The organism is Arcicella sp. BE140 (assembly GCF_031456255.1).
GTDB classification, from domain to species: Bacteria; Bacteroidota; Bacteroidia; order Cytophagales; family Spirosomataceae; genus Arcicella; species Arcicella aquatica.
This window is the reverse complement of sequence record NZ_JAVDUE010000016.1, coordinates 1-22,200: the sequence shown is the minus strand read 5'-3', so window position 1 is coordinate 22,200 and position 22,200 is coordinate 1. Positions and strand designations below refer to the sequence as shown.

The window sequence follows — 22,200 nt, the reverse complement described above, 5'->3', positions numbered from 1 at the left end:
TATTAAAAAAATCATATTTATTGGAATAGTACAATTATTGTAAATGCTAGTCTATAAAATATCAAAATAGTGATATGAATTTTTTGTATATAATATTGATTGATTTTCAGTGTATTAAGTGTTAATGGCTATTATGGGATGCTAAATATTTATCTAGTCGACTTATTTTAAAAAAAATACGAATCACAAAAGATTACTCATTGCTTAAAATAAGTCAAATTGATAAAATCGTTTCTCGGACACTTTACAAAGTATTCTTTATATCATCCAAAGCAGTGAGCGTTCGAACAATGAAGATAGGAGTGAGGTAATAATTGAGAATGTATATGAAGCCTGAAATAGTTTGCTAAAGCGGTATTGTAGTATTTATGATGGGATTGTACTAAACTAATATTTTATATTAAATGAAACCCGTGGAATAAGACAAGAATAGTAGGATAATTAAGTAGGGACGAATTGCATTCGTCCACATTAAATTTAAATAGAAAACCCCTAAGTTTAACCATTATGAAAAAAGAACAACTATTAGCAACTATTAATGAAAATGTTAAAACCTTTTTCCAGAAACTATTAATAGACAAAGAGTTTTCGACAGCATCTATTTACTTTGAATTCAGTCCGAGTGCGTCTATGAATTTTATATTGTTAATCAATAAAGAAATAACATATCTAAGCATTTTTAATTTAGATGATGAAGTTATAGATAGCATAAAAAAATACTTCAAAACTCAATTTATTCAATTTCACCCTTCTTTAGGATTTAAGCCTGATATTGAAAAGTGGAACAAAGCAGTTTTTGAGTATTTTAAAGATGAAACATTGAATACTAGCTATGTTTGGGATCAAGGATTGTATATAAAAAAGATGAAAAGAGCTGCTTATAATTTTAGCCATTGGGTGCAAGGTAGGCTTACCACAATGATGTTTGAAGAAGGCGGTTTCGATAAACGTAAATGGCATAGGGCTACAGGTGAGTTTTGGATTACTAATAATAATGAAGTTACGTTTGTTGGGAGGGCTTTTAACAAACGGAATACAGAACATCCAATTAATATAAACTTAGATAGCTGGCATGTGAGAGAATCTTTTATTGAACATTATGAAATGACTAACCATGGGCTTTTAAAAGAGTTTTGGAAACCTTGGAATAAACTAACTATTCGGGTATTTTATGACGATTATTTCAGAGAATTAGAACATACAGATTATTCACTTGATAATGGAAATGGAATAGCTGAAAAAATAGAGGGTTTACCTGTAGAGTAGATTTTTTTCACTCTTGTTGGTGTTAGTTCACCAACAAGACAAGCGTCAGCAACAAACCAATTAATAACACTACAAAATTTAATCTTATGAATTATCACTATATACAGTTCTTTACAGCTACAATTCTATGGTGGAAACCCTTACTCAAACCAGATAAATATAAACAAATCATTATTGATAGTCTCAAGTTTTTGGTTGAAAATCATCGAGTGAAAGTATATGGATTTGTGATTATGCCGAACCATATACACTTAGTTTGGAAAATCAATGAGAGCTTTTTACTAAAAGATGTACAACGAGATTTTCTCAAATATACTGCACAACAAATCAAGTTTGATTTAATGGCGAATCATCCTGCCGTATTACCTCATTTTGAGGTGAACATGAAGGATAGGCAATATCAATTTTGGGAAAGAAATCCTTTGAGTGTAGATTTGTATTCACGAAAAGTTATTGAGCAAAAACTATCATATATTCATGCTAATCCCTTAAAAGGAAAATGGTTGTTAGCAAATAGCCTTGATGCATATTGGTTTTCATCTTATCGTTTTTATGAAATGAATATTGATGAGTTTGGTTTTCTAACTCACTATCTTGAGGATTGCTAATTGACGAGTTGCTGACGCTCGTCTTGTTGGTGAACTAACACCAACAAGGGCGGAAATATTTTATATTAAATGAAACGCGTGGACTAAGACAAGAATGGTAGAATAATTAAGTAGGGACGAATTGCATTCGTCCGTTTCGTTGTCTAGTCTATTTCTGATTTGCCTTTGTTTATTGTTTGACAGTTGGTTACGAATGCAAAAGGACGAATGCGATTCGTCCCTACTTTTATGGCTAACCTTTTTGTTTTTTATGGTTTATTCTATAGTAATCATAATGTTCGGAAAAGGATGATATATAATTGTTATTTACTAATAAACTTAAAAAGAGTTTATTTTCTTCGTTCTTTTTAATTTTTGCTTTTGAACTTTTATCGCCAATTGCAGTATATTCATTTTCCATATTTTTTAGAAAAAGGTCAATAAATGGAAAATCATAATTTATAAATTGTTTGTTGAACAACTTTATTCTTATAGAAGAAATTAAATACTTTGTTGTGAGTACTTTTGATATGATATTTTCATTCAGAGAAATAGATTCTTCTTCTAATAAAATTGAACACAGAGAACTTAAATTATTGTAATGGTTTATTACATCATCACCATGAACATTTACAATTTGTAATTTTTCTGTATTATTTAAAATATTAGATTTGAAAACTAACTCTAAATCATCGCTGTCAAAAGTTAAATCATCAACGATTTCAAAATATTCTATTTTTCTTTCTTCAAGTAACCTAATATTTAATGCATTAAAAGAATCTTTTAATGCATTATAATTAGTAATATCTGCAATTAGGCAATTATTATTAATTAAAGAGAGTAATTTACTTTTAGAAAGTTTTGATAAATCTAAAGTATTATAAGACCAAGGACTAGATTTTGTAATTAAGTCATAAGCTTCATCACTTATTTGATTATTTTGAAGCATTTTTTTCCAGAATGTTCCGTAAATATTTTTTGAATTAACTTCTATAGGGATTTTTACTTTTGATAATTTTTCTGCATTTTCAATCAAATTGATGTATTCAATGCTACTCTCTGAAATAGGTTTATCTGATACAAGTGTTATCTCATTATCTTCTGTTTCTTGTAAAACATAATTATCATATTCATGAAGTAAATTTTCCCATTTAGGCATAATTCTGTTGTTTTTTAGCAATAAGGAAAACAATTGAACTTTATTAATTGAAGTCAAATAGGTTATTTTAGTTTGGACTTTCCCGATAACTAATTCTCTATTTTTAAAATATAAATCATTGTTATTGAGGAGTTCAATCAAGTATTCTTCTTTTTCATTAATATTTGCATCAATTTTTAAATAGCAGTTTTCAACATACTCGTTAATATTTTCTTCAACGTATATTATTAATTTATCTGCTTTTGATTCTTTTATAAATGAATAATTAGCATTATCAAACTCAATTTGATTAAACTCTCCATATTTTTTGATTAATGAAACGATGAACAGTATGTTGATTTTATAGTAATCATTTTTATAAATGAAATCTATCATTTCAGGTGGAGAGAGGTCAAAATCGAGATTTACAAATTTGATTTTAAATTCATTAATGATATTTTTTAGCTTTTGATGATCTTCAGAAATGCAAAGGAAATATTTATTTGATATAATTCTTTTTATTAAGCTTGATTGAAGTGATATTGCTTTAATAGAGTCAATGTCAGCAAATTCAATAATGCTTTCAAATATTTGATTTTTTACTTTTGATTCAATTGTTAGTTCTTTTTCAATGACATTCCAAATGTTGCTCCAATGTTGACATAGAGTTTTTATAAAAAATGGAAGATTAGGTGTAATTGAAAAGTATCCTACAATAAATTCTACAGATGCTTTTGATTCATCAGCCAGTTTGTTAAACATTAAATTAAGATGTCCCTTATAAGAGTTATTATTTAGCAATAAATAATCTAAGAGATCATAATTTAGTACATATTCTTTATCAAAATCAATGAGATTTATTTTTGGAAGTAATTTGTCTATTTTGAATAGCTTGTATTCATATGGTTGGCATATTTCATTTTTAACGTTTATATGATATTGATAGTCTGCTCGTGTAATACTTTCTTCATGAAATAATGAAATATAGTCGATATAATCTTCAGCGATGTAACCGTTTTTTATTAAAATGTAAATAAAATTTTTATTCAAATTTTTAACTGTATCAAAATCAATCATTTGATTTGATTTTATTAGTTCTGTAAACTTGAAGCTCCTTATTTTATTTTTTTGTTTCTCTAAATCTAAAATTTTATTTCTTAATTCTTTAATTACTCCATTCTTTAATTCAATAATCTCTTTTTCTTTTTCCTTATACGATTTATTTTTATCAACAAATTGTTCAATTATATTAAAATTTTCATAGCTTGGAGATTGATTGTAATGTGAATATCGATTACTATATCCTTCAGAGACGAAATAATTAAAGCTAAATTTAGAGTTTTTTAAATACTCAAAATTTTCATCACTTGTAGCCTCCTCAATAGTTAGAATTTGATTCTTAATATTAAAAGATATAAATCCATCGAGGGTATCTATGATTTTAGCAATATAAAGCACTCTTAAATCCTTAATATTTCTAATAAATAAATTATTAAGGTCACTGATTTTCTTTTTTGCTTCTTCTATTTCAGCTTCAATACTAATTATGATATTTTGAATATATCGAGATTTAGAATCAATAATATCATATAATTCTCCTTCATTACAACTTAATTTCATAAAATCATTTGGATAAATATTTTTATAGGTAATTATGGCAAATAATTTATCATGATTTAGATTTTCATTAAGTTGTTGTTTATACAAGTAAAACTCGTTTGTGATGTTATGGAGTAGCCTCATGTCATCAATAAACAAGGAAATATCTTCAATCAAGTTATCACTTAAATTGTATTGAAAATCTTTTTTCTTTTTTAAAAGAATTTCACTCGAATTAGATGAATTAATTACAGGGATTACTGGGATGATAAAATCAAAGAACTTAGTTCTTTCTTTATCGGTAAACATATCATCTCTAACAGCATAAATAAATACTATTTCTTTGCTTTTAGTTTTTTCAGAACTATTAAGCAAGAGATTTACCTCTCTTAATTTAGTGAAGATTTCAGTTTCTTGAAATCTGTCTAAATCTTCGATTATAACAACATTATATGGACAGACTGAAAAAAAGTATAATATTTCATCAATGTGATGATTTAAAACTGATTTGTTTAGTTTATCTCCAACTCCAATTTCTGCATTTTGAAATTTTAAATTATTGATTGTAAGTGTACTAATAACTCTTACTGAATTAAAAATTATTATAAAAACTCCAACCAAACTTATCAATATTCCACCTAAATGAATCCACTTATATGTTGGGTCGCTGAATTGTAAATTTTTGAAGATACTTTGAATAAATGATGGATTAAAGAAATCATAGAAAGCTATTAAAAATAAAAGATATCCCAATGAATACCAGAATAGCTTTTTCCCACTATAGCTTTTAATCTTTTTGAATCGAGAATCAGGTATTTTTTTGTCTTCTTCATGATAGAAAATTTGTTCGAGGATGCTAACTTCAATTAGTCTTAATAAGTTATTATCATCAACTTTAGAGTCTTTTCCACTATCATCATTTTTCTTTTTTTCCTCTTTAAAAGTTGCAAGTGAAATAGGTAAGAATTTTAAGTCATTCCCTTTATAATTTTTTTGAAATGTTTTTAAGATAGTACTTTTACCAGACCCATAAGGTCCAGTCAACGCAATATTTTTTATATCTTCTTTTTTCCTATTTGTTAAAGCCCATAATAGAGCATTTGAATAATGACTACCTTCATCTCCATTATCAATTGGTGATAAGGATGAGTACGATGAATTTAAGTTTTTAGTAGAATATTTGAACTCTATTGATTCTAACCATTTAATAGTAAACTTTAATGATTTTAATAGTAGATTATATTTCATAATTGGTTATAGTATATGTTTAATATTTAAAAAATGTTGAGCAAAACAATATTTTTTAAATATACATTAATTATATGTTTACTTCAGTAAGTGAGAAAGAATTATCTAAAAAAAGAACCCCTTCTCTGAAGGAGAAGGGGCAGGGGATGAAGCGACCGACGCCTGGTTAAAAACACCATATTTTTATAACAACACTACTACATCTTCCCATTCTCAACAACCTTCACAACAGGCACAACCTTCTTCTCAATCTTCGCCCCAACGCCCGTAGTATGTACAGCAATATAAGGTGCGATTACTAAGGATACGATTGACATTAGCTTAATCAGAATGTTCATAGATGGGCCAGAAGTATCTTTGAATGGGTCACCAACGGTGTCGCCTGTTACAGATGCTTTGTGTGGCTCTGATTTTTTGTAGTACATTACACCATCAATCAAGACGCCTTTTTCAAACGATTTTTTGGCATTGTCCCAAGCACCGCCTGCGTTCGACTGGAAAATTCCCATCAATACGCCTGATACTGTTACTCCTGCTAATAAACCGCCTAATACTTCTGGCCCCATGGTGAAGCCGATGAGCACTGGTGTAATTAAGGCAATTGCACCTGGCAAAATCATTTGCTTGATAGATGCTTCGGTAGAAATCGCTACGCATTTTTCATACTCTGGTTCAGCCTTGTATTCCATAATCCCCGGTATTTCACGGAACTGGCGACGTACCTCGTTTACCATCTCCATAGCGGCTTTCCCCACTGCCGAGATACACAAGGCACTGAAAATAAATGGAATCATCCCGCCAATAAATAAACCTGCCAATACGTCGGCTTTATAAATATCAATGGCCTTGATGCCTGCGATACCCACAAAGGCAGCAAACAATGCCAACGACGTAAGTGCTGCCGAAGCAATGGCAAATCCTTTACCCGTTGCGGCTGTAGTGTTCCCTACGGCATCCAAATTATCGGTACGCTCGCGCACTTCTGGAGGTAGTTGCGACATTTCGGCAATACCGCCCGCATTATCAGCGATTGGGCCAAAGGCATCAATGGCTAATTGCATGGCCGTTGTCGCCATCATACCTGCTGCGGCTATCGAAACGCCGTATAATCCTGCAAATTTATAAGAGAGAATAATACCGCCTGCCAATACGATAATAGGCAATACTGTTGATTCCATCCCTACTGCCAAACCGCCGATGATGTTGGTCGCATGACCAGTTCCCGATTTTTCGATGATGGATAATACTGGACGTTTGCCCATTGCTGTATAATATTCTGTAATCATCGACATCAATGCGCCTACGACTAAACCAACGACAATGGCATAGAAAACACCATTAGATGTAAATTCAAAGCCACGTAAATTAAGGGTTTCGGGCAGGATGTTTTTTACTAAGAAATACGAAGTAATAAACGTAATGAGGATAGATACCCAGTTGCCTAAGTTAAGGGCGTTCTGTACTGATGATGTTTCATTTTTAATCTTTACGAAGAAAGTGGAAACTAAAGATGCTAACAAGCCTACGCCTGCAATCAACATCGGTAATAGGACAGGCGAAAAGCCTTCGTAGTTATCAATTACTTCAATTTCTTGTCCGAGTACCATCGTCGCTAAAATAGTGGCTACATACGACCCAAACAAGTCTGCTCCCATACCTGCTACGTCTCCTACGTTATCACCTACGTTGTCTGCGATGGTGGCAGGGTTACGCACATCGTCTTCGGGAATACCTGCTTCTACTTTTCCTACTAAATCCGCTCCTACGTCAGCTGCTTTGGTATAGATACCTCCACCTACACGGGCAAAAAGGGCGATAGATTCTGCTCCTAATGAAAACCCTGCTAATACTTCAATAGCGGTTTTCATTTCGTCAGAGGTCAATGCCTGACCTTGTGCAAAAATATTATAAAAGGCTATAAACAAGCCTCCGAGACCTAAAATGGCTAATCCTGCTACGCCCATACCCATTACGGAACCTCCTGTGAAGGAAACATCAAGGGCTTTCGATAGCGACGTGCGGGCGGCTTCTGCCGTGCGGACGTTGGCTTTGGTAGCAATTTTCATCCCGATGTATCCTGCTGTAGCTGATAGCAAAGCACCAATTAAAAATGCGATGGCTATCAGGGGTGACGAATGAATAGGATGTTCGGCAGAGCCTTTGTCAGACCCTAACCAAAATAATAATACTGCTGTTGGAATGGCAAAATAGGCTAATACTTTCCACTCAGCTTTTAAGAAGGCAATAGCTCCATCTGCTATATAACCAGATAATTTTTGCATTTCGGCATTGCCAGCGGGCTGATTAGAAACCCAGCTAAAACGCCAAGCAGTGTAGATTAATCCTACTATTCCGAAGGCTGGTACTAAGTAAATAATGTCATTCATAATGGTAATGGAAGGTTTTTAGTTTAAGATTTACAATTAAAATTCATAGCTACTGTCACAAATATACATTTTTAAGTTTCTTATAAAAAAACTATTTCAAGAAAAAATTGGACTTAAAATATCTATCTGACAATAAAATAATGTTTAATTCTAATTAATTTTGTTTTTGAGAAGTGTTTTGAATGCTTTTTTACGACCAATAATTGATAATGGGCTAAAAACGCTATTTTTTGAACTTAATTCGTTAATACTTTATCTATAATTCTTCTCAAATTTGTACCATCAGAATTTTAATTATTAAATATAATATGCAACCAACAACATTATTCGACAAAGTATGGGATGCCCACGTTGTTCGTAAAATCGAAGACGGCCCAGATGTTTTCTTCATCGACCGTCATTTTATCCATGAAGTTACTAGTCCAGTTGCTTTTTTAGGCTTAGAAACAAGAGGTATTGGTGTGATGTTTCCAAACCGCACTTTTGCTACTGCTGACCATAATACTCCGACGATTAACCAACACCTTCCCGTAGCTGACCCTCTTTCTGCTAATCAGTTGAAAGCTTTGGAAACCAACTCGGCGAAATATGGTATTTCTCACTGGGGCTTGAATAATCCTAAAAATGGTATTGTACACGTGGTTGGCCCAGAAAATGGTATCACTCTTCCGGGGATGACTATCGTTTGTGGTGACTCGCATACTTCTACACATGGTGCTTTTGGTGCAATTGCTTTTGGTATTGGTACTTCTGAGGTTGAAATGGTGCTTTCGTCACAGTGTATTATGCAACCGAAGCCTAAGAAAATGCGTGTAAACGTAAATGGTAAATTGGGTAAAGGTGTAACGCCGAAAGACGTTACTTTATACATCATTTCGCAATTGACTACTGCTGGTGCTACTGGTTACTTTGTAGAGTATGCTGGTGATGTATTTGAAAATATGTCGATGGAAGGTCGTATGACGGTGTGTAACATGAGTATCGAAATGGGTGCTCGTGGTGGTATGATTGCTCCTGACCAAACTACTTTCAATTACCTTGAAGGTCGCGAACAAACGCCAAAAGGCGAGGCTTGGGATAAAGCTTTGGCTTACTGGAAAACATTGAAAACGGATGCTGATGCTGTATTTGATAAAGAATACACCTTTGATGCTACCGACATCGAACCGATGATTACTTATGGTACTAACCCGGGTATGGGTATGGGTATCTCTAAAAATATTCCAACGGCTGAATCTGTAGAAGGCGGTAAGGCTACTTATGATAAATCATTGAACTACATGGGCTTTGGCGAGCAAGAGAGTATGCTTGGCAAGCAAGTGGATTATGTGTTTATCGGAAGTTGTACAAACGGTCGTATAGAAGATTTCCGTGCTTTTGCTTCTATCGTAAAAGGACGCAAGAAGGCTGATAACATCACTGCTTGGATTGTTCCGGGTTCACACATTGTGGAGGCTCAAATCAGAGAAGAGGGTATTTATGACATCTTGACTGAGGCTGGTTTCCAATTGCGTCAGCCAGGTTGTTCTGCTTGTTTAGCAATGAATGACGACAAAATTCCTGCTGGAAAATATGCAGTAAGTACTTCAAACAGAAACTTTGAAGGTCGCCAAGGACCGGGTTCTCGTACCTTGTTAGCTAGTCCATTAGTAGCTGCGGCTGCGGCTGTTACAGGCGTGGTTACTGACCCGAGAGAATTATTATAGTAGGCTTTTTATTGCATTACACAGAGTTCCACAGCGTTAACAATTGAGATACACCGAGAGGTAAGATGGAAAATAATGAGATTACTGGAAAAATTATTGGCTGTTGTATTGAAATTCATAGACATTTAGGACCAGGCTTATTAGAATCTGCTTATGAAGAGTGTTTAGCTTTCGAACTTAATGAAGCAGGATTACTTTTTGAAAGACAGAAGGTTGTTCCTGTCAATTACAAAGAAATCTATCTAGAATATGGTTACCGCATGGACTTTTTGGTTGAACGAAGAATAGTGGTAGAATTGAAAAGTGTTGATGTGTTGCATCCAATTCATGATGCTCAGATTTTAACTTATATGAAGTTTGCTGATAAGAAAGTAGGGCTGTTAATAAATTTTAATGTTCCTATTTTGAAAAACGGTATCAGAAGATTTATAAGATAATCATTCAACTCTGTGGTTCTCATTTAATCTCTATTCACCTCTGTGTAAGATGATTGCCTAGTACAAAAAATTAAGATAATCAAACAAAAATATGGCTTACGACAAATTTAACATACTTCGTTCTTCTGCCGTTCCAATGCCAATTGAGAACGTTGATACTGACCAAATCATCCCTGCTCGTTTCTTAAAAGCTACGAAACGTGAAGGATTTGGCGATAACTTATTCCGTGACTGGCGTTATAATACCGACGGCTCACCAAAACAGGATTTCGTATTGAACAATCCTACTTACACAGGGAAAATCCTCGTAGGTGGTCACAACTTCGGAAGTGGTTCAAGCCGTGAACACGCCGCTTGGGCTATTTATGATTATGGTTTCCGTTGCGTAGTATCAAGCTTCTTTGCTGATATCTTCAAAGGAAATGCCATCAACGTAGGTATTCTGCCAGTACAAGTAAGCCCTGAATTTTTGAATAAAATCTTCTTGGCCATCGAAGCCGATTCAGCCGCTGAATTGGAGGTAGACCTTCCTGCACAAACCATCACCATCGTTGCTACAGGCGAACAAGAAAGCTTTGCTATCAACGGTTATAAGAAAAATAACCTTATCAATGGCTTTGACGACATTGATTATCTTCAAGCAATGAAGGCGGAAATAGGTGATTTTGCAGGTAAAAGTATTTATTAAGAGCTTTAAGCTGTGAGCCTTCAGCTATGAGCATCGAGCTATAAGTTTTGAGTATTAAGCTTCAGTATTAGTCTATTAGGAGTCTCCTATGGTTTATACATATAGCTTAAGAATCATAGCTTATAGCACACACAAACCTCATAGCTCATAGCTCATAGCTCACAGCTCATCGCTTACAGCAAATATATGCGACATATAGAAATAATGGATACGACACTTCGCGATGGAGAACAAACCAGCGGAGTGTCTTTTTCGGCTACTGAGAAACTAGCAATCGCTCAATTATTATTGAAAGAAGTAAAAGTCGATCGCTTAGAAGTAGCTTCTGCAAGAGTATCCGACGGTGAATTTCAGGCGGTTAAAAAAATTACTAGCTGGGCAAGCGAAAACGGATTGATTGATAAAATCGAGGTGCTGACTTTTGTTGATGGCGAGACGTCGGTAAACTGGATGATTGATGCTGGAGCAAAAGTGATGAATCTCCTTACCAAAGGGTCGATGAATCATTTAGTACATCAGCTTAAAAAAACGCCTGAGCAACATTTTGCTGAGATTGCGGAGGTATTTACGCTAGCTCGTTCTAAAGACATTAAATGCAATGTTTATTTAGAAGACTGGAGTAATGGCATGCGCAACTCGCCAGAGTATGTGTATCAGTTTCTAGATTTCCTAAGTACCCAGCCTATCGAAAGAGTATTGTTGCCCGATACGCTAGGAGTGCTTACGCCACGTGAATGTTATGATTTCCTATCGGCGATTGTAACGCGTTATCCAACTCAACACTTTGATTTTCACGCACATAACGATTATGATTTAAGCATTGCCAACGTGATGGAAGCAGTGCGAGCAGGCGTACATGGCTTACACTTGACAGTCAATGGCATGGGTGAAAGGGCAGGGAATGCTCCGCTAGCAAGTACCATCGCCGTGCTGAAAGACTTTATGTGTGATGTTGAAACGACGGTAGTGGAAGAGTCGCTTTATTCGGTTAGTAAACTGGTCGAAACTTTTTCTGGGTTTAGAATCCCCGTGAATAAGCCTGTAGTAGGTGAAAACGTTTTTACACAAACTGCTGGTATTCATGCAGATGGGGATAATAAAAACAACTTGTATTTCAACGATTTGATGCCCGAACGTTTTGGCAGAGAACGTAAATATGCCTTGGGAAAAACTTCTGGCAAAGCGAATATCGAGAAGAACCTTCAGAAACTGGGTATCAAGTTATCGCAAGCGGATTTGAAAAAAGTAACACAGCGAATCATTGAACTTGGCGACCGTAAGGAGGTGGTTACACAAGAAGATTTACCTTACATTATCTCAGATGTGATTGATAGCAATACCATTGAAGAGAAAGTGGAGGTAATCAATTATGTGTTGACACATTCTAAAAATCTTCGTCCTTCGGCTACCATCAGGGTGAAAATTGAAGGGCATATTTTTGAAGAAAATGCACAGGGAGACGGTCAGTATGATGCCTTTATGAATGCTTTGAAGAAGGTGTATCTAAAGAAAGAAGTAAACCTTCCGATGTTGACAGACTATGCTGTGAGGATTCCCCCAGGTGGAAATACCGATGCACTTTGTGAAACCATTATTACATGGGAACATAAAGGCAAAGAATTCAAAACCAGAGGACTAGATTCTGACCAAACGGTATCAGCGATTAAGGCGACACAGAAAATGTTGAACCTTATCTAGTGGTGAGTTAGTGAATTGTGAATGAGTGATTTTGAGTAAGTTGTGAGTTAGTGAATGAGTGATTAAATTTTTACTCTTCAAATCATTCCTAGCGAGGGACTTAAGTCCCTCGCTAGGAATGGAAAAAGGAGAAAGAGGTATTTATTGTATCTTACAAATCACAAAATCCAATAGTCCAACGTCTAAAAATAAAATCTTTTTAGTCATTAGTCAATCCTTTCTATTAGTGGGTGACTTAAGCCACCCGCTAATAGAAAATGATTTTGAGGATGTAGAAATTCAAAAATTTATAGTCCTCAAATTGAGCGTCTAAAGTCTAAAAATCTAGCGTCTTGTGTCTAAAATCTAATGTCTAAAGTCCCAAAATCCTTTAGTCCTAAAGTCTAAAATCTTAAATCTAAAAAAAACCTTGAGTCCTAAAGTCGAAAGTCCTCAAGTCCAAAAAAATGAAATTAAATATTGCAGTATTAGCCGGAGACGGTATCGGTCCAGAAGTAATTGAACAAGCATTAAAAGTAGTTAATGCAATCGGTAAAAAGTATAACCACGAAATTAATCTGACACATGCTTTAACAGGAGCAGTAGCGATTGATGCAACGGGTAATCCATATCCAGACGAAACACACGAAGTGTGTATGCAGGCAGATGCAGTATTGTTTGGTGCGATAGGTCACCCACGTTTTGACAACGACCCATCAGCTAAAGTTCGTCCAGAGCAAGGTTTGTTGGCGATGCGTAAAAAATTAGGATTATATGCCAACATTCGTCCTACATTAGTATTCCCTTCATTATTGCACAAATCTCCATTAAGAAGAGAATTGATCGAAAATGCAGACTTCGTTTGTATTCGTGAACTAACAGGCGGTATTTATTTCGGCGACAAAGGAAGAAACGAAACACGCGACAAAGCTTGGGACGTATGTGAATATACGAAGCCAGAAGTTGATAGAATTGTACGTTTAGCGTATGAATATGCGATGAAGCGTCGTAAGAAAGTATGTATCGTTGACAAAGCAAACGTATTAGAAACATCAAGACTTTGGAGAGAAGTAGCACAAGGCATCGAAAAAGAATATCCAGAAGTAGAAACTGAATATTTATTCGTTGATGCTGCTGCAATGCGTATTATCCAATGGCCAGAAGGATTTGATGTAATGGTTACTGAAAATATGTTCGGTGATATTTTAACAGACGAAGCATCAGTAATTTCTGGTTCAATGGGCTTAATGCCTTCAGCTTCTATCGGTACACATACATCAGTATTTGAGCCAATCCATGGAAGTTACCCACAGGCTGCTGGCAAAAACATTGCTAACCCACTAGGAACAGTACTTTCAGCAGCGATGATGTTTGAATATGCTTTCAAATTGATGGATGAAGCAAACGAAATCAAAGACATCGTGAACAAATCATTGGCAGAAGGCGTTGTAACAGTTGATATTGCTGATGGCGGAAAAGCATTCTCTACTTCAGAAGTAGGAGATTGGTTGGCTGCTCAGATTGGGTAAAATTTTTATGTTATTATAATTTCTTCATTCCTGTTTAGGCGAGATATATGTATCGCTCTAAACAGGAATGTTTTTTTATGCCTTTCGTAGTCTCTCGATGAATACAGTAAAATCAAAGTATCTAATCCCGAAGGGATGGAATGATTATAGAAAAGATAATTGCCAGTAATCCTAACCTCAAAGAGGTGACACATAGTAACAAGAACCTGTCACTCCTTCGGAGTTTATATAATTGCTTTTATCTGGGATTTCTATAATCCTACCATCCCTTCGGGATTTAACGCTTATTTCCCCCCATTGTAATATCCTTCAACCATGCCGTATAATCAACGTGTATCAATCCCGAAGGGATGGTATGATTATAGGGAAAAAATAATTGTCAATACCCACCAAACCCCGAAGGGGTAATATAGCAGTAAGATTCCCTTTCAGAACATCTTGAAGAGCAACTATTAAAATATAAATTAAATAATATGAAGTATCATTTTAATAATTAAACCTTTTCGTCCGTTCTTACTCTAAGAGGTATCTCATTTTAAACTCGACGATATTATGAATAAGGAAAAATCCATCCAGCACCTTATATGGCGAGCGGGCTTTGGCGAAAAGCCTGAAGTGATTACTCAGCTTGGCCATAAGTCTATCAAGAAGAATGTTAAACAGTTATTGAAAGACGCTGAAAGCTTTGAACCCATTTATACGGTTGATAAAATGGATATTTATTCAGAGCTACAAATGATAAAAAAAGATACTACCCTTACCACACAAGAACGTATCAAGCAGTTGAACAAGATGGTAAAGGAGGAGGAGGGACTACTCAATACTACTTGGATAGACAAAATGGCAAATTCAAAGGGCGTCTTGCGAGAAAAAATGGCGTTGTTTTGGCACGGACATTTTGCCTGTAGGACACCCAATCCACTATTTGCCCAAAGTTACCTAAATACCATCCGTCAACATTCATTAGGGAAGTTTAGCGACTTGCTGATGGCGGTCTCCAAAGAGGCGGCTATGCTCCAGTTTTTGAATAATCAACAAAATAAGAAACGTAGCCCTAACGAAAACTTTGCCCGTGAAGTAATGGAACTGTTTACGCTCGGTAGGGGGAATTATACAGAACACGACGTAAAAGAAGCCGCCAGAGCATTTACGGGCTGGGAATTTGATAGAAAAATAACGGGGTTTTATTTCAATACTAAACAACATGATGATGATACGAAGGTGGTCTTTGGAAAAACGGGCAACTTTACGGGGGAAGACATCATCAAAATGATTTTGGAACGAAAGGAAACTGCCAATTTTGTTGTTACCAAAATCTACAAAAACTTTGTAAACGAGCAGGTGGATACTAACCGTGTCAGTCAATTGGCAGATGAATTCTATAAAAATGAGTACAATATTGCCGATTTGATGGAGACTATTTTCAATAGTGCATGGTTCTACGAAGAGCGTAATGTTGGTACACACATTAAATCTCCTGTCGAGCTTATCGTGGGTTTACAGCGAACTACGGGTTCTAACTTGGTCGAAAAACAATCATTACTTTTTGTGCAACGTGTATTGGGACAGGTATTATTATATCCGCCGAACGTGGCGGGCTGGGCTGGAGGTAAAAGCTGGATAGATAGCTCAAGTTTGTTATTTAGGATGCAGTTGCCCTATTTAATGTTTAATAATACGGTGATAAAAACCGTTGCGAAGTCGGACGGAGATGTAAATACAGATTTTCAAACCCGCAAGGGAAAGAAAAATACCCTTGAAACCGATATGAACTGGGAAGTATTTTCAACATATTTTACCCAACAAAATCGGGAAACGTTGTTAGATACCCTCGAGGCATACATTTTGCAAGTGCCTATTAATGAGGATGTAAAAAAAGGATTAATCGCTAAACTGGGGAAAGAGAGTCAGCCAGAAACCATCAAGAAAATGATGATAGCCTTAATGACCCTCCCCGAATATCAGTTGTGTTAAAGTGGCGGTCAATCAAGCGTCAAATAACAATATTGTCTATAAGGCTTAGTATTAAAGCCATAAAGATTTAAATACTAAACTCATCACTCACAACATTATGGTCAACCGCAGAGAATTTCTCACACGTTCGGCATTGGCAACAGTAGGTGGCTTAATGATTCCGAATTTTCTAAAAGCTTTTGAACAGCAATCTTTAGGGAGTGCAAAGGGTGCTCCTGATAAAATATTAGTCATTATTCAACTCTCAGGTGGGAACGATGGCCTTAATACGGTTGTGCCTTACCGTAACGATATTTATTACCGTGAACGCCCGACGATTGCTGTCGAGAGAAATAAAGTACTTAACCTGAATGATGAAATAGGGTTGAACCCAGCCTTGGAAAAGCTAAGACCTTGGTATGACAATGGTTTTATGCGAATCATCAACAATGTGGGGTATCCCAATCCCGACCGTTCACATTTCCGTTCGATGGATATTTGGCAAACGGCATCTAATCCGAATGAATATTTACAAACGGGTTGGTTAGGGCGTTATTTAGATGCCAATTGTTCGGGCGACTGTGCCTCTTACAACGTCCTTGAAATAGATGATACCCTTAGTTTGTCTATGAAAGGGGAGAAATTAAAAGGTTTGGCTGTATTAGACCCCGAAAAACTATACCGACAAGTGCATGGAGATTTTATCGCTAAAATCGCTAAAACACAACCTGCCGACCATTCAGATAATGTGAGTTACCTGTATAAAACCTTGGCAGAAACCTCCTCTTCGGCAGAATACCTTCATGCCAAATCGAAAATTTATCAAACAAAAGCTACTTTCCCCAATGGGGAATTGGGGCAACGGTTAAAGACTATCTCCGAACTGATACTCTCGGGGATGCCGACCAATATCTATTATGTCAGCATTTCAGGGTTTGATACCCACGTCAATCAGGTAAATCAGCAAGAACGTTTGTTAAGAAATTATGCCGAAACAATGGATGTATTTTTGAATGAACTCAAACAAAACAACAAGTTGGATGACGTGGTGATGATGACATTCTCTGAATTTGGTAGAAGGGTAAAACAAAATGCCAGCGGAGGAACTGACCACGGAACGGCGAACAATGTGTTTTTGATGGGGGGAAAATTGAAAGCTGATAAAATCCTCAACGAAGCGCCTAATCTAACTGATTTGGATGAAGGCGATTTAAAGTATTCGGTAGATTTTAGAAAGATTTATGCTACCCTGCTCCGTAATTGGTTACTTGTCAACGATGAAGAAATACTAGGAAAACGCTTTGATGTGTTGGATTTTGTTTGAAAGACATCCTTGATCAAGGGGAAAACTTGAGTATTGACAAATGTATGATGATAAGTAGTTTATGAAAAGTTAATTAAAACCTAAACCTAAATGATGGCCTCTAAAAACCTTGATAATACTACAACTGATAATTCATCAACTAAAAAAGTTCATAATTATCCTATTAAAGATGTGGTTTCGATTCCCCTTGAAGAAATTGTGCATACGCTTCAAGGGGATTTAACAAACGGACTGGCGGAGGGGAGTATCAACAAAAGAATAAAGACGTATGGGCTGAATCGGTATGAAGAGCAGAAGCAAAAGAGTATTTTTTTGCTGTTGATAGAACAATTCAAGAGTCCTATTATTTTGTTGTTGGTCTTGGCCAGTGGTGCGTCTCTTTATTTTAAAGATTGGCTTGAAGGTTTTGCTATCATTGGCGTAATATTCATTACGGCAGCTTTGGGTTTCTTTATGGAACTCCAAGCTCGAAAATCAATGAATCAGCTAAAAAGTATGGATGTCAGTCTGTCGAAAGTTTGGCGAGATAATACCTTAAATGAAGTCCCTTCTGAGAAGCTAGTGCCAGGAGATATTTTAGTGCTAGAAGCTGGGGATATGGTATTGGCAGATGCCCGATTGGTAGAAATCAACCAATTTGAAGTAGATGAATCGCCCCTGACGGGGGAATCAATGCCCATTACCAAAACCCTAGAACCCCTCGATAAAGATACCAGCCTAGCCGACCAAACGAATATGATATTCAAAGGCACGTCGGTCATTAAAGGAAATGCCAAAGCCATCATTGTTGGAACGGCCTTGCATACTGAATTAGGGAAAATTACGGCACTGGTTGACAATGCCAAACAAGTAACGACGCCACTCGAAAAAAAACTACAAGGACTTACTACCAAATTGATGTGGCTTACCGCCATATTTGCCGCCATATTTATCATCACAGGCTTTTTACAAGGCAAAGAACTTTACCTGATTATTGAAACAGCCATCGCCTTAGCCGTGGCCGCCATTCCCGAAGGACTGCCTGTAGTATCTACCATTGCCCTTACGTATGGTATGTTGCGTATGGCAGAAAAAAAGGTGTTGATTAAAAAATTAGCATCTGTAGAGACCCTCGGGGGAATAAACACCATTTTTACCGACAAAACGGGTACGCTGACAGAAAACAAAATTCAGGTAAATAACATCTCGTTTTTTGATAATACCTTCAAGGTAGAAAATAATACCGTTGGCGAAGCAGACGCTAAAGCCAATCAGGCAAGTTTAGAGAAAATCTTGCTGATTTCGCTATTATGTAATAATGCCGTAGTTGAGAAAAAGGAGAAGAAAAAAGACAAACAACTCGGCGACCCTATCGAAATATCGCTATTAAATTTTGTTGGACTAAACAACGTAAATATCTCGCAAATACAACAAGAATACCCCCGTATTGCCGAAGAAGCCTTTAGTTCAGAAACAAAGTTGATGGGGACGTTGCACAAAAAAGGTGATACCAATTTCGTAGCGGTAAAGGGAGCGATAGAGGCCATTTTACAACAATGTAAATCCTTTTATAAACAAGGTGAAATAGTTTCGCTAACGGAAGAAGATAAGAATCAATTCCTACAAAAAGCAGAAGAAATTCAGGCACAGGGGACACGTGTGTTGGGTTTTGCTTTTAATGAAGCCAATAACATTTCGAATGATAACATGGTAAAAGAGTTGACCTTTGTCGGGTTCATTGGGTTTTTAGACCCACCACGTTTAGACATATCGGGCGCTTTGCAATCGTGTAGAAATGCAGGCATCAAAGTAATCATGATAACAGGAGATCACCCTGCGACAGCCCTTAACATTGCTGAGACGATACAACTTTCAGATGCTGAGAATGTAGTAATTACAGGCAAAGACTTAGAGAGTAAGCCTGATAAAAAGCAATTGTTTGCTGCCACGATATTTGCAAGGGTGACTCCTCAGCAAAAGCTAGATATGGTAAGTCTCTATCAAAAAAGGGGCGACATAGTAGCGATGACAGGCGATGGCATTAACGATGCTCCTGCCTTGAAGAAAGCAGAAATAGGGATTGCGATGGGTAGGAGAGGTACGCAAGTAGCGATTGAAACGGCTGAGATGGTGTTGAAAAATGATTCTTTTAAATCAATTGTCGTTGCCATAGAGCAAGGAAGGGTGATTTTTCAAAATATCAAGCGGTTTTTGGTGTATTTACTTTCATGTAATTTAAGCGAAATCGTCATTGTATTTTTGTATGGCTTGCTTAACTTTCCGTTTTCAGTATTGCCACTACAAATTCTATTTCTGAATCTGGTAACGGATATTTTCCCTGCCTTGGCATTGGGCATGGGCAAAGGTAATAAGTTGATAATGAGCCTCTCTCCACGTAATCCGAAGGAACCCATTGTCGTCAAACAGGATTGGATAAATATACTTGTCTATGCCAGTTTGCTAGCCCTTCCTATCATTGGCGTTACGTGTTATTGCAGTGTTTACTTGCAGATGGATGCTAAAATTTGCAATAATATCACCTTCTTTAGCCTCGCCTTTTCGCAGTTGTGGCATGTGTTCAACTTGTCATCTCGCAAGATATCTTTTTTCAAAAACGAGATTACCGAGAATAAATTTGTGTGGGCCGCCTTGGGTTTATGTATCGTAATTATGCTTACGTTCTACTGGGTAAGTCCGCTTAATAAAATCATTGGACTTCAAAAGCTGGATTTTACTATCTGGTCAATCATCCTTATTACTAGCTGGATGCCAGTAGTCCTTGTTCAATTGCTGAAACGATTTTTGAAGGTGATTAGTTAACTAGAAAAATAAAATGTAGGGGCGTATTGCATACGCCCACATACACGTACAAATGGACGAAATAGGACGAATGCGATTCGTCCCTACCTAAGTTGCCCAATCTCTAGTCGTAGGTTATCCTACGACTCCAAACGATTAAGTGCGTAACGCTCAACTTATTTTTGTCTGCAATGTTTTCCAACCGTTTACTTTGTATCAAGGGAATTTTTACTAAAATGTTACTAACTTAGAAACCACAATTACATTTGATAATTATTTTTCAACATTAGATTTACACGTTGGTGAAAGACTTAATATAATAGCATGAAAATTAGCATTAGACTTGATAAAACAAGTGAACTCATCTTTAATAATAATAATAAGGGGAAAAATGCTTGGACTGGTGTATTAGGCTATTTATTAATAAATATGTATTTTACATTTGGAAATGTTTAGTGAAAATGATTTTGTAATGGAATTGTACCCCATCAATGCATATGATTTTTTCATAAGAATCTTCAAAAACGCCTTATCTAGTATCAACAGATGACGAATATTTTGATAAAATAAATACCTTTTACGCTGAGCATAAGGTATTACCGCCGTGGTTGGAAGAAGATAATAAAAGAGGGTATGTACTTTAAGCTGTTCCTATTCCTAGCGAGGGACTTAAGTGTCTCGCTAGGAATAATGGTTGTAAGTTGTTGATAGTCAAAGTGTAATAGGTAACTTGTCGTCGTAGTGTATTAAGATTACTATTCTTTTTATTCGTTCTTCGACTTAGCTTCTTTGAGATGCCATTTGGAAAATGTTAAAGAACGAAGATTTTAAATTTCGAGTAAATTATTAATAAGTCAAATAATAAATTATGGTAAACTATCTTGATTTTTATAAATCTGCAAAAGAATATTTAATTAAAATAAAAAGTGCCTCAGAACAAGATTTTAAGTCTGTAGAAGAGTCTGATATCTTAGAGATAGAAAATTTAATAGGTAAAAAAATCTCTTCCTCATTGCGCTGTTTTCTGAATATTTTTGGTAAAACAACTAAACGTATTCCAGATGGATTACCTATAAATTTAGATAAGATAAAAGATGCTTATTATAAATCAAGCGAGAAACTATCAATTTTAGAATCTACTGATTTTAAAGTGTATACTGATGGAAAAAAAATAGTTGATGGGAAAGTTGTTGAAATTGATGATACGATTGAAGGTGCACATCTAGAAGTAGTTAATTTATTAGAATTATTAGATATTGAAGATTTTCTCTTTTTAAGTATAAATGAGAATACAACATTTATTAATTCAAAAGAGGAAGACCCTATAATACATTACTTTATTGGTACTTCTGCATTAACCTCGAGTATGCTCCCTTTAAGTGCACATTTTAGAGCTATGCTTTTTAATGAAATTTTGCCTAAACTGGGATGGAATCCCAATATTTATAAGGACAAAAATGGAAATCTAAAAAACGACTTATCACCTTATTACAAAGAACTTTTTAGGAAAATTAGTTCTATTGATATTTCAAATTTACAATGGGCATCAATATACGATAAAATTTTTATGGAAGGATGGCCATATGACTCACAATTTCCTATTCATATTTTTCAAGAACGTCGTAGAGAATTTTACCACATAAACTCCATTGTTGAAAAACAAAATGGATATATACTGACAATAGATGAATTTGAATGGAAATTCATAGATTTCTTAAAACAACAAGGATATAATCTATAGAATTAATGTTAAGTAAAGAAGGGGTTATGTAGAGATTTTAAAAACTTATTAAAATGACAGGAAATGCAACACTTTTTTCACGAAGTTTTAATGTGAAAAATTTTAAAGAGATTATTGAAAAAAATAAGGGATATTTCTTTGA

13 protein-coding genes are annotated in these 22,200 nt (G+C 35.5%); 11 read left to right on the top strand and 2 right to left on the bottom strand.

Annotated elements, in window-relative coordinates; translation table 11 throughout:
* Positions 1-507 precede the first annotated feature (507 nt).
* Both J2Y60_RS19195 and J2Y60_RS19190 read left to right on the top strand, forming a co-directional pair.
* A complete protein-coding gene (locus tag J2Y60_RS19195; protein WP_309922663.1) occupies positions 508-1,266 on the top strand; it encodes a hypothetical protein in 759 nt (252 codons plus the stop codon).
* Positions 1,267-1,352: 86 nt separating this feature from the next.
* Entirely contained in the window at positions 1,353-1,874 is a 522-nt protein-coding gene (locus J2Y60_RS19190; RefSeq protein WP_309922660.1) for a transposase, read from the top strand.
* A 232-nt stretch (positions 1,875-2,106) separates the two neighbouring features.
* Here the strand turns inward: J2Y60_RS19190 and J2Y60_RS19185 are convergent, their stop codons facing one another.
* Together J2Y60_RS19185 and J2Y60_RS19180 are read right to left on the bottom strand one after the other, a co-directional pair.
* Entirely contained in the window at positions 2,107-5,838 is a 3,732-nt protein-coding gene (locus tag J2Y60_RS19185; RefSeq protein ID WP_309922656.1) for a hypothetical protein, read from the bottom strand.
* Between the two features lie 197 nt (positions 5,839-6,035).
* The gene (locus J2Y60_RS19180; RefSeq protein ID WP_309922653.1) at positions 6,036-8,225 is read right to left on the bottom strand and encodes a sodium-translocating pyrophosphatase; all 2,190 of its coding nucleotides are present in this window, start codon (positions 8,223-8,225) and stop codon (positions 6,036-6,038) included.
* A 308-nt stretch (positions 8,226-8,533) separates the two neighbouring features.
* On the opposite strand from J2Y60_RS19180, the gene leuC reads away from it, so the two are divergent.
* The 9 genes from leuC to J2Y60_RS19135 all read left to right on the top strand — a co-directional run bounded on the left by leuC (position 8,534) and on the right by J2Y60_RS19135 (position 22,058).
* The gene (leuC, locus tag J2Y60_RS19175) at positions 8,534-9,931 is read left to right on the top strand and encodes a 3-isopropylmalate dehydratase large subunit (RefSeq protein ID WP_309922650.1); all 1,398 of its coding nucleotides are present in this window, start codon (positions 8,534-8,536) and stop codon (positions 9,929-9,931) included.
* Between the two features lie 65 nt (positions 9,932-9,996).
* Positions 9,997-10,368 carry a GxxExxY protein gene (locus tag J2Y60_RS19170; protein WP_309922647.1) on the top strand — a complete coding sequence of 124 codons (372 nt, stop codon included), beginning with the start codon at positions 9,997-9,999 and terminating at the stop codon, positions 10,366-10,368.
* 91 nt (positions 10,369-10,459) lie between these two features.
* A complete protein-coding gene (leuD, locus tag J2Y60_RS19165) occupies positions 10,460-11,056 on the top strand; it encodes a 3-isopropylmalate dehydratase small subunit (protein WP_309922645.1) in 597 nt (198 codons plus the stop codon).
* A 186-nt stretch (positions 11,057-11,242) separates the two neighbouring features.
* Positions 11,243-12,754, top strand: coding sequence for an alpha-isopropylmalate synthase regulatory domain-containing protein (locus J2Y60_RS19160; RefSeq protein WP_309922642.1), 1,512 nt, complete (start codon positions 11,243-11,245; stop codon positions 12,752-12,754).
* A gap of 446 nt (positions 12,755-13,200) precedes the next feature.
* A complete protein-coding gene (gene leuB, locus J2Y60_RS19155) occupies positions 13,201-14,262 on the top strand; it encodes a 3-isopropylmalate dehydrogenase (protein WP_309922639.1) in 1,062 nt (353 codons plus the stop codon).
* Between the two features lie 552 nt (positions 14,263-14,814).
* Positions 14,815-16,236, top strand: coding sequence for a DUF1800 domain-containing protein (locus J2Y60_RS19150; RefSeq protein ID WP_309922637.1), 1,422 nt, complete (start codon positions 14,815-14,817; stop codon positions 16,234-16,236).
* 97 nt (positions 16,237-16,333) lie between these two features.
* A complete protein-coding gene (locus tag J2Y60_RS19145; RefSeq protein WP_309922634.1) occupies positions 16,334-17,539 on the top strand; it encodes a DUF1501 domain-containing protein in 1,206 nt (401 codons plus the stop codon).
* Between the two features lie 90 nt (positions 17,540-17,629).
* On the top strand, positions 17,630-20,338 hold the full coding sequence (locus tag J2Y60_RS19140) for a cation-transporting P-type ATPase (protein ID WP_309922631.1): 2,709 nt from the start codon (positions 17,630-17,632) through the stop codon (positions 20,336-20,338).
* Positions 20,339-21,185: 847 nt separating this feature from the next.
* The gene (locus tag J2Y60_RS19135; RefSeq protein WP_309922628.1) at positions 21,186-22,058 is read left to right on the top strand and encodes a hypothetical protein; all 873 of its coding nucleotides are present in this window, start codon (positions 21,186-21,188) and stop codon (positions 22,056-22,058) included.
* Positions 22,059-22,200: the final 142 nt, after the last annotated feature.